Genomic DNA, 9,992 nt, shown 5'->3' on the forward strand with positions numbered 1-9,992 from the left:
GGCTTCCAGGACGAAGGCCAGGACGAAGGATCTTCATCCCATGACCCTGCGGCATCGCTATACCTTGATTATCCTGGGACTGGTGATCTCTGCCACGTTGGTGGTAGCGGGGGCGCTCTTGATGCAGTTTCGGGAATCGATGCATCAGGTCACCACCCTGAGTGCCGATTCCGTGGCCCCCATGCTCCGGGAGCAGTTGCGCCAGAGGGGGGAACTCCTGACCCGGGTTTTGGCCGATAATCTGGTCAATCCGGTTTATCAATACGACATGGAGACGGTATCGGAGTTGATTGCTGCCGCCCGGGAGCGGGAAGATGTATTGGAGATTGTGCTCTATGACCCCCGGGGGCGTGTTGTTCATGATGGCCAGGCGGAGATTCCCTCCTATGGCAAAACCATCGACGACATCACTCCAGCCCTTTTGGCGCTTACCGATTTGAAGGTATTGGAAGAGCCGCAGAGGATGGTTTTTTTCATGCCTGTGCAATTGGCTGAGGAAAATCTGGGGGGGGTTCGGGTTGCTTTTTCCCTGGCACGCATTACAGGCCGGATCGACGCCATGCGAGAGGGGATCGGTGAGATCAAAACCGCAGGCCTCAAGGGTAACCTCATCGCCATTGCGCTGATCACCCTGCTATTGACCGGGCTTGGCATCGTCATGGCGGTGTGGGTGGCCCGGGGTTTGAGCCGCCCCATCGGCAAGCTGGCCAAGCAGGCCGAAGCGTTGGGTCAGGGGGATCTGGAGACAGCCATCACCCTGGAACGGCAAGATGAGCTGGGGCAGCTGGCAGGGGCTCTGGATGTGATGCGCCGGGATTTGGGACATTCCTACCACGAAATTCAGCGGCAAAACGAGGAGTTGAAAGCCCTCGACCGGATGAAGGATGATTTTTTGGCCAATGTCACCCACGAGTTCAAGACCCCCCTGAACGGCATTCTGGGACTGGGGCGGGCCATGGGGGACGGGGCTTATGGGAAGGTGCCCCAGGCGCTTGATAAACCGATCACCCAGGTGGTTGATTCCGCAGATCGCCTGTTAAAACTGACCCTGCAAATTTTGGCCTTTTCACCGGCTGGTGCCTCCTCTGGCCGGATGGAAAAGATTTCCATTCGGGGGTGGCTGGCTCATTTTCTGGAAACGTTTGAATACCAGGCCCGGGAAAAACAGATCTCTCTGCAATATCAGGCCCCGGAAAATTTAACCCTGCACACCGATCCGGATCAGCTGGAAACGATCCTCATGAACCTGGTGGGCAATGCCGTCAAGTTTACCCATCGGGGTTTGGTGCGGGTTCAAGCCCAGGCTCTGGGAGAGGTGGGGGTGGCTCTCTCTGTGGCGGATACCGGTATCGGTATTCCCAAGGAACTCCACGACAAGGTGTTTGATCGCTTTCAGCAGGGGTTTGAATCCGAACGACGCCTTTATGAAGGTTCCGGATTGGGGTTGGCCATCATGAAACGGGCGGTGGGGGTGCTCCAGGGGGCAGTGCATCTGGAAAGCGTTCCCAAGCGGGGTTCCACCTTTACCGTTCTTTTGCCTGTGGGAGAGGGGGTGGCCAAAGAGGATCTGCTGGCTCTCTGGCCGCCAAAGCCGGGGATGCCCACTCCAGTGGAGGGGCCGATCTCTCTGGTGGCGGGGCCGATGGTGCTCAAAGAGGCGGCCATCCTTCAGCCTGGGGAGTTGTCTGGAGATTCTCCCGACACTGAGGCTGCCAGTGCCGACCCATTGGCTTTGGAAGGGGATCCAGCTTTGGCATCGGCTTCTTCAGAACCTTCCAATCCAAGTATTCACCCCCCCTCGACGTTGCTGGAGATCTCCCCGGAGGAGGAGGTGGATTGGAAACCCCTCTATACCATCCTGGTGGTGGATGACGATCCCATCAACCGGGAGGTGGTGCGGGCCAATCTGGGGCGGGATTTTCATGTGGCTGAGGCGGCTACGGGAGCAGAAGGTCTGGAAAAAATTCGCGCTCGTCCCTACGACCTGATTTTGTTGGATCTGATGATGCCGGGGCTTTCGGGGTATGATGTCTTGAACGCCTGGAAAAAGGAGCAGGCGACCCACCGGATTCCACCGGTGATCGTGCTTTCGGCCAAGGATCAGATTCCGGCCATCACCCGGGCGTTTGAGTTGGGGGCGGTGGATTATGTCTCCAAACCCTTCCATCGGGAGGAGCTGAGGGCTCGGATTTACGCCCATGTGCAGCTGCGGCAAAATGCCATGGAGATCATGGAGCGCAAGCTGGCCGAATCCCGCTTGCGGGCGGAAAAAGCCATTGCCGAGGCTGCGGACAGCGCCAAGAGCGAATTTTTGGCCAACATGAGCCATGAAATTCGCACCCCCATGAATGCCGTCATCGGCCTGACCGATCTGGCTCTGCAAGCGGAGATTTCTCCCAAGGGACGGGACTATCTCACCAAGATCGCCCATGCGTCTCACTCTCTGCTGAGAATTTTGAACGACATACTCGATTTTTCCAAGATCGAAGCGGGGCGTTTGGAGTTGGAGCAGAGCGATTTTTATCTCCGGGATGTTTTTGATCACCTGGCGGATCTTTTTCGTAATCAGGCGGCTGAACAGGGGGTTGAGTTGATCCTGAGCCTTTCCGATGCGTGTCGTTATCGGATCACCGGGGATCAGCTGCGCCTGGAGCAGGTTTTGATCAACCTCACCGCCAACGCCCTCAAATTTACCGAAGCGGGTGAGGTGGAGTTGGGGGTGACCACGGTGATGGCCTCGGAGGAGGGGGTGCTGCTGGCCTTTTTCGTTCGGGATACCGGTATGGGCATGAGCCGGGAGCAGATGGAAAAGCTCTTCTCTCCTTTTACCCAGGCGGACGCTTCCACCACCCGTAAATTTGGTGGTACTGGTCTGGGTTTGGCCATCTGCAAACGGCTGGTGGAGATGATGGGGGGGCGTATCCAGGCGGAGAGCGTGCCCCGGGAGGGGAGTATTTTTAACTTTACCGCCCATTTTGCCCGCCAGGTGGCGGGGGAAGGGCCGCATCTGACGCCACCTGAGGATTTTGCTCCCCTCAACGTCCTGGTGGTGGATCGCAATCCCGCCACCCGCAAGGTGTTGGTGGAGATGTTGGGGGCGTTGACTTTTTCGGCCCACGGGGTGGATTCCACCGAGGCCGCTTTGGCTGCACTCAGGCGTGAGGAGGAATCCCCCTATCAATTGGCCATGGTGGATTGGTTCATGTCCGATGGTGATGGCATTGAGACCGCCTTGGCTTTGCAATCCCTCTTTTCCAAAGGTGGATTGTCGGGACAAGCCCCTCGGGTGGTGCTGATGCTGCCAGCCCATCGGGAGGGGGAGATCCGCCATCTGGCCCTGGAGTCGGGTTTTTCCCAGGCTCTGGTCAAACCGGTCAACTGTTCCATTTTGTTCGACACCATCATGGAGACTTTTGGTCGTCAGCTGACCAAGCTCTACCGGTCGGGAGAGAAGGGGGTGGATGGCGCGGGGGTGACTGAGCGGGTAGGGGGGGCTCGGGTGTTGTTGGTGGAGGACAATCCCATCAATCAGCAGGTGGCCAGGGAGGTGCTGGAAAATATCGGCCTGGAGGTGGAGCTGGCGGAAAATGGTCTGGAAGCGGTTCAGATGGTGGGGATGGAAGCGTATGATCTGGTGTTGATGGATATTCAGATGCCTCAGATGGACGGCTATGCCGCCACTCGGAAAATTCGGGAAAATCCCAAGCGTCGGAATCTGCCCATCATCGCCATGACCGCCCACGCCATGCACCGGGATCGGGAAAAGAGCCTGGCGGCTGGAATGGACGCCCACATTGCCAAACCCATCGATAGAAAAGAGCTTTACGGGACGCTGATGACCTGGATCGAGCCGGGGGAGCGGGAGATTAAAAAAAGAGCGGGTGATTCCTTCAGCGGCCTGGGGATTGAACAACAGGTGCCGGAGGATCTGGTGGGGGTGGATGTGCCTGCCGCTCTCAACCGGTTGGGGGGCAACCACCATCTTTTTCGTTCCCTGCTCTACGAATTCCAACGGGATTTTGCCAACTCCGCCGAACAGGTCCGGGATTGCCTGAGGGGGCGTCGTCAGGATGACCTGCTGCGGGGGGCCAATCTGGTGCATGCGGTCAAGGGGTTGGCGGGCAATCTGTCCGCTACGGATCTTTTCCTGGCGGCCCAGGCTTTGGAGGTATCTATTCGGGAAGAGCGCCACGAAACCTGGCCTGGGCTGCTGGCTGATTTTGACATGGGGCTTTCAGCTGTGATCAAGGGGATTGGTCGCATGCAGGAGGCCCAGGCCAAGCAGGCCGATGAGGCGCGGCAAGCCTTCGAAGGCAAGGGGCGGATGGATCGGCAGAAGGTGGCTGATTTAATGGCAGCGTTGTTGGATGCTTTGGAAGAGGCCCGTTTGGATGCCCAGACTGTTTTTGGTCGTTTAAAACCCCTCCTGGCAGGGGTTCCTGATGAGACGAAAGGGTTGATTGCTGAGCTTGAGGCCTGCATATTCCGTTTGGATTTTGGCAAAGGGCGGGATCTGCTTTTGCAACTGGCAGAAGCGTTGGAGATCACCCTGACGGGAGAAGGGTGAGGCCATGGGGATGATCCTAGATCCGGCAGTTGGGCATACACACATGCCGTAGCCTCTTGATCCGTCAAGCAAATCAGGAAAAAATCTCATGACCAATAAGGTCACCACGATTTTTCCTAATTCACTATACGAACCAATAGGCTACAGCAGCCGCATACGCCTAACTGTCGGATCTAGGATGATTGGCATGACAGGAAAACAGCGTTTGGCCGAGTTTCTTTTAAACCCGGAAAAATATTGGAATTTGCTCCTCTCTCCGCTTCGGGCCCGGCTACTCTGGCTTTATGATGTGCAAATGGGGCCGGGAGTGGGGGTGATCGGCAAGCCTCTGATCATCAACCGGGGAGCGGGGATTCGCCTGGGGATGGGGGTGCGGCTCTATTCAGCCCAATCCAACCACGAAATAGCTCTCCCTTCCCGGGTGGTGTTGACCACCCGGGGGGAGGGGCGCATCGAAATAGGTGACCATGCCATGATCAACGGCTCCACCATCCGCAGCTTTCACCGGGTGACAGTGGGCAAGAATGTCTGGATATCCAGCAACTGCACCATCATGGATTCCCACGGCCACGCCCTGGATCCCGATACCCGGCTGAACAAGCCCGACGAGCATGGTGAGGGAGCCCCTGTCACCATTGAGGATAATGTCTGGATGGGGATCGACTGCAAGGTGCTGCCAGGGGTGGTGATCGGTAAAAATTCTGTCATCAGCCTGGGCAGTATGGTCACCCAAAATATTCCCCCCAACTCCCTGGCCGCAGGTGTTCCGGCCAAGGTGATCTCCAAGTTGACGATATAGCCATGGGTCATACCAGCGATAGGCGAGACACGCCCCCTGAAAATTCCCCGGAGAGACCCGCCAGGGAGGGATCCTCTCTCCCAGCTGGAGAGGGTGCTGGCCAAAAGAATGCACCCTGGGATGAGGCTTTCCCCAAGGGTGTGTTCACGGATGGTCAATTCATTCGCACCGTGGAGCAATCCTTTCTGGATCTTTTTTCTCAGGGGCGGTTGTCGGGCACGGTGCACACCTGTGTGGGGCAGGAGCTTTCGGCCCTGGCCTTTGCCGGGCAGCTTGAGGCGGGGGATTTTATCTTTTCCAACCATCGCTGCCACGGCCACTTTTTGGCTTTCGACAACAACATCGCCAAGGGCCACCATCGGGGCCTGATGGCGGAGATCATGGGGCTTGGCGAGGGGGTGTGTGGTGGGGTTTCCGGCAGCCAGCACCTCTGCTGGAACCGGTTTTTTTCCAACGGCATTCAAGGGGGGATCGTTCCCGTTGCGGCGGGTCACGCCCTGGCGGAAAAGCTCTCTGATAAAGCGCACATCGGCATTGTCTTCATCGGTGACGGCACCTTGGGGGAGGGGGTGGTTTATGAAACCCTCAACCTGATCGCAAAATGGTCGATCCCGCTGCTCATCGTCTGCGAAAACAACCGCTACGCCCAATCCACCCCCACCGAGAGCGCTTTGGCCGGGGATATCGTCGCCCGGGCTCAAGCTTTCGGTATTGAGAGCTGGTCCGGGAGTACGGAACAGCCGGAAGCGCTTTTTGCCTCGGCACGACAGGCCATCGATCATGTCCGCAGTCAGGGCCAACCCGCCTTCCATCTGGTGGAGACCTATCGTTTGGTCCCCCACTCCAAAGGCGACGACAACCGGGATCCCCGGGAGATCGCCCGTTTTGCCGAGCGGGATCCCCTGACCCTGTGGAGCCGGGAAGAACCAGAGGCCGCTGGGGAGGCTCGGGAGGCTGCAGACCGGGCGGTAGCCCAGACGCTGGCTGGGCTCGAACAAGCCCAACCCATGACCATAGCCGACTATTTTCCGATACCTCCCCAGCCGGAGCCCATCCAGTGGCGTGAATTGGTTTTTGATTCCGATCTCAAGGGGAAGCGCCTGGTCAAACTGCTGAATCGGTTTTTGGCGGAGGAGATGGGGCGTAACCAAGATCTCGTGCTTTTGGGGGAGGATATTCGTTCTCCCTATGGCGGGGCTTTCAAGGTGACTCTGGGGCTGTCGGATCAATACCCCGACCGGGTGTTTGGCTCCCCCATCAGCGAGGCGGGGTTGGCTGGTGTTGCCAATGGTCTGGCACTCGCAGGCAAACGCCCGGTGCTTGAGATCATGTTTGGGGATTTTATCATCCTGGCCTTGGACCAGATCATCAACCACGCCTCCAAGTTTCACCACATGTACAACCGGCAAGTCACCTGCCCGGTGGTGATTCGCACCCCCATGGGGGGAGGTCGGGGCTATGGTCCCACCCATTCCCAAACGTTGGATAAATTTTTGATCGGTATCGACAACGTATCGGTGGTGGCGTTGAACCGTCTTTTTGATCCGGGGGAGATCTACGAAGGGGTGATGGCTCAGGCGCATCCGGTGATCGTGATCGAAAACAAGCGGGATTATGCCTTGCCGGTGCTGAGGGAGCGTCAGGATCATTGGCGTTATTTACGCAGTGGCGGTGATTTTCCCTGGGCGCGCATCACCCCGGCCCTCTCCAAACCGGATGTAACGGTGGTCACCTATGGGGGGATGGTGGCCGGGGTGCTGGAGCTGCTGGAGCCGCTTTTTTTGGATCATGAACAGCTCCTGGAGGTGATTGTTCCCAGCCGGATTCATCCCCTGGATATCACCCCCATTCTGCAATCGGTGGAGGAGACGGGGGCGCTTGTGGTGGTGGAAGAGGGCACCCTGTTTGCCGGGCTGGGGGCGGAGATCATCGCCCGGGTGGCGGAGGAGATCCAACGCCCCTTCCGGGCCAAGCGAATCGGGGCGTTGCCAGCACCCATTCCAGCCGCCCGCTCCCTGGAAGAGGAGGTGTTACCCAGCCATGATGCCATTCTCCGGACCATTGGGGAGTGGCTGACATGAGTGCGGATGACCTTCTCGAAATCCTGCGGGTTCCCCAGGAAGGGGCCAACGACGAATTTGTGGTGGTGGTGGAGCTACCGGTGGCCCATGGCAGCCGGGTTGAAGTGGGAGAGTTGATCGCCGAGATCGAAACCTCCAAGGCGGTGGTGGAGGTGGTGGCCGGGGAGGCGGGTCATCTGGCGCTTCTCTGCCATCTGGAAGATCAACTCCCCATTGGCCGGGAGATCGCCCGGATTCAGCGTGGACCGGTCACCACTCCCCAGGGGCCACTGGCTGAGGGGGATGCTGCCATTGGGGAGCCTCAAGGGCCACTGGCATCACCTATGGTCTCCTCTGGGGCTGCTACGGCTTCGGCTGTCTCCTCAGCTCCGGCTCCGGCTGTTTCTCCCCCCAAACCGACCACTCCCCCCCTTGCAGCGGATATCCGTGATCTGGAACCGGTTTTTTCCCGGGAGGCGGTGGGGTTGATCCAGGAAACCGGCTTGGCTCGGGACACCTTCAAGGGGCGGGATTTTGTTCGGGTCCACGATGTCCGGCTGGCTGCAGGCCTGGTCCCTGCCACATCAGCAGCTTCCACACACACACCTGTTAGGGGCGCCACACCCGCTACCGAACTGTCGCCAGCTCCACCCGTCGGCGTGACGGTCAAACCACTCACCGCCACCAAGCAGGCGGAGATACGCCACCTGGAGCAGGTCCAGTCAGCCGGCCTCAACAGCCAGGTCCACACCCTGGTGGATCCCAAAGGGTGCCTGGCGATGATGGCCCGGGAGCTTTCGGTCTACGCCAACACCATCGCCCCGGAGGTGATTCGACTGTTGCCGGCGTTGCTGGGGGAATTTCCGGAGTTCAACGCCCGTTTCCTGGGAGGGCAAGAGGGGATCGGCTTTCATGATCAGGTGCAGGTGGGGCTCGCCCTCAACCTGGAAGATGGCCTGAAAGTGGTCGGGGTGCCGGGGGAGGCGATGGCTACTCTTCAGGGAATTGAAGGGGCGCTTTTTGAGCTTGTCGAAAAATATATGCAGCGCAAGCTCAAGCCTGCTGACATGAATGGCATCACCTTTACCCTGACTGATCTTTCCATGAGCGGGGTGTTTTTGTTCAATCCCCTGATCGGTGCCCAGCAGTCGGCGATCTTGGGGATTTCCAGCCTGGACGATGGGCTGGGGCGGTTGGTGCTCTCCCTCACTTTTGATCACCGGGTGGCGGATGGCAAACGGGCGGCAGAATTTCTCGGCGCATTGAAAGAGCGGATCGAGGCGTTCAATGGGGAGGTTTTCACCGGCCAAGCCCCTGCCAGCGAGACGATGGCGATTCATTGTCACCGATGTCACAGGAGCCTTCGGGATGAAAAGCGGGATGGTGGGGTGGGACTCTTGCAGGTGGTGACCCCGGATGGTTCGGCCAAACATCTCTGCCGTTTGTGTCTGGAAGGGTGGTAGGAGGGGGCCATGGGAAATCATCCAGAGCAGGTTCAACAGCTGAAAGCCATTCTATCCGCCTTTACCGGTCTTTCCGAGCAGGAGATCGATGAAGGGAGCCCGGCCAATCGCCAGGCCATCGGTGCCTCCTCCATTCGCTACCACCAATTTTTGGCAGCGGTGGGAGGGGTGGTGCCGGTTTCCCTCGGGGAGTGGAAGGGGGTGGAGACTTTTGGGGATTTGTTGCGGGTGGCGGGGCTTCAGGAAGGGGGGGGCGTTCCAGCGGGCAGAGCGGATGAGGCTTTGGCTGACTTGCCTGATGATAAATTTACCTCCCGGCAGCACTTTTCCGGTGCGACTCCGCCGACGCTGATCCCCCGTGAGTCGGGTGGCCCATCTGCTCCCTTGGGAGAGGTGGTGGTGGGGATCGATCTGGAAGAGCTGGATCGGTTTGGCCGGGTGGATGATTATGGCTCGGACCCTTTTTATAAAGACAACTTTACCCCTGAAGAGATGGCCTATTGCCAGCAACAGCCCGATCCCATCGCCTCCTTTGCGGGACGGTTTGCGGTGAAGGAGGCCTTGGTCAAAGCGGACAACGGATTGGGTCAAACCCCCTTCAACCAGATCGGCATTTCGGTGGATGGGGAGGGACGGCCCACCTATCCCGGCTTTTCGATCTCCCTCTCCCACTCGGAAAAGAGCGCGGTGGGGGTGGCGGTAAAAGTGGTCGGGGGGAGCGCTGAAGCTCAATCCACAGGTGGGAAAACGCCCCTGATCCTGTCGGTTGCTGCCCTGGTGATTTCCCTTTTGGCCCTTTGGGGGGGATGATTCCGATCCTGGATTGAATCGACGTTCATCCCTGTTGGGTGGGATTGGTTTTTTTCTCTCATCTCTTGAGCAATATGCCCCTGATCGAACAGGCATGCTGATACAGTCATTCACATCAAGAATTGGACGTATGCCGTTGCACTTTTTTCGTCATTCCCGCGAATGCGGGAATCCAGGGCGTCTGGCACGAAACTTTCCAAATATTATTTCATTTTCAGCAAAATACCGGCCTTGCTGAAGATTTGGTTTTTCTTTGAGGGCAATCATCAGCTCCCTGACTCGTCATCCCCACA

General features: G+C 58.4%; 5 protein-coding genes. All 5 read left to right on the forward strand.

What is annotated here, in order from left to right:
- Positions 1–40 precede the first annotated feature (40 nt).
- The 5 genes from HQL52_07815 (at position 41) to HQL52_07835 (ending at position 9,699) form a co-directional block, all read left to right on the forward strand.
- Positions 41–4,567: a response regulator gene (locus HQL52_07815; GenBank protein MBF0369344.1), complete on the forward strand. Its 4,527-nt coding sequence runs from the start codon at positions 41–43 to the stop codon at positions 4,565–4,567.
- A gap of 187 nt (positions 4,568–4,754) precedes the next feature.
- Positions 4,755–5,366, forward strand: a complete 612-nt coding sequence (locus HQL52_07820) for an acyltransferase (GenBank protein MBF0369345.1) — start codon at positions 4,755–4,757, stop codon at positions 5,364–5,366.
- A gap of 140 nt (positions 5,367–5,506) precedes the next feature.
- Positions 5,507–7,447, forward strand: a complete 1,941-nt coding sequence (locus tag HQL52_07825) for a pyruvate dehydrogenase (protein ID MBF0369346.1) — start codon at positions 5,507–5,509, stop codon at positions 7,445–7,447.
- The gene (locus HQL52_07830; GenBank protein ID MBF0369347.1) at positions 7,444–8,889 is read left to right on the forward strand and encodes a 2-oxo acid dehydrogenase subunit E2; all 1,446 of its coding nucleotides are present in this window, start codon (positions 7,444–7,446) and stop codon (positions 8,887–8,889) included. The genes HQL52_07825 and HQL52_07830 overlap by 4 nt, the downstream gene beginning before the upstream one ends.
- Positions 8,890–8,898: 9 nt before the next feature.
- On the forward strand, positions 8,899–9,699 hold the full coding sequence (locus HQL52_07835) for a 4'-phosphopantetheinyl transferase superfamily protein (GenBank protein ID MBF0369348.1): 801 nt from the start codon (positions 8,899–8,901) through the stop codon (positions 9,697–9,699).
- Positions 9,700–9,992 lie beyond the last annotated feature (293 nt).

This window comes from Magnetococcales bacterium, assembly GCA_015232395.1.
Classification (GTDB): Bacteria; Pseudomonadota; Magnetococcia; order Magnetococcales; family JADFZT01; genus JADFZT01.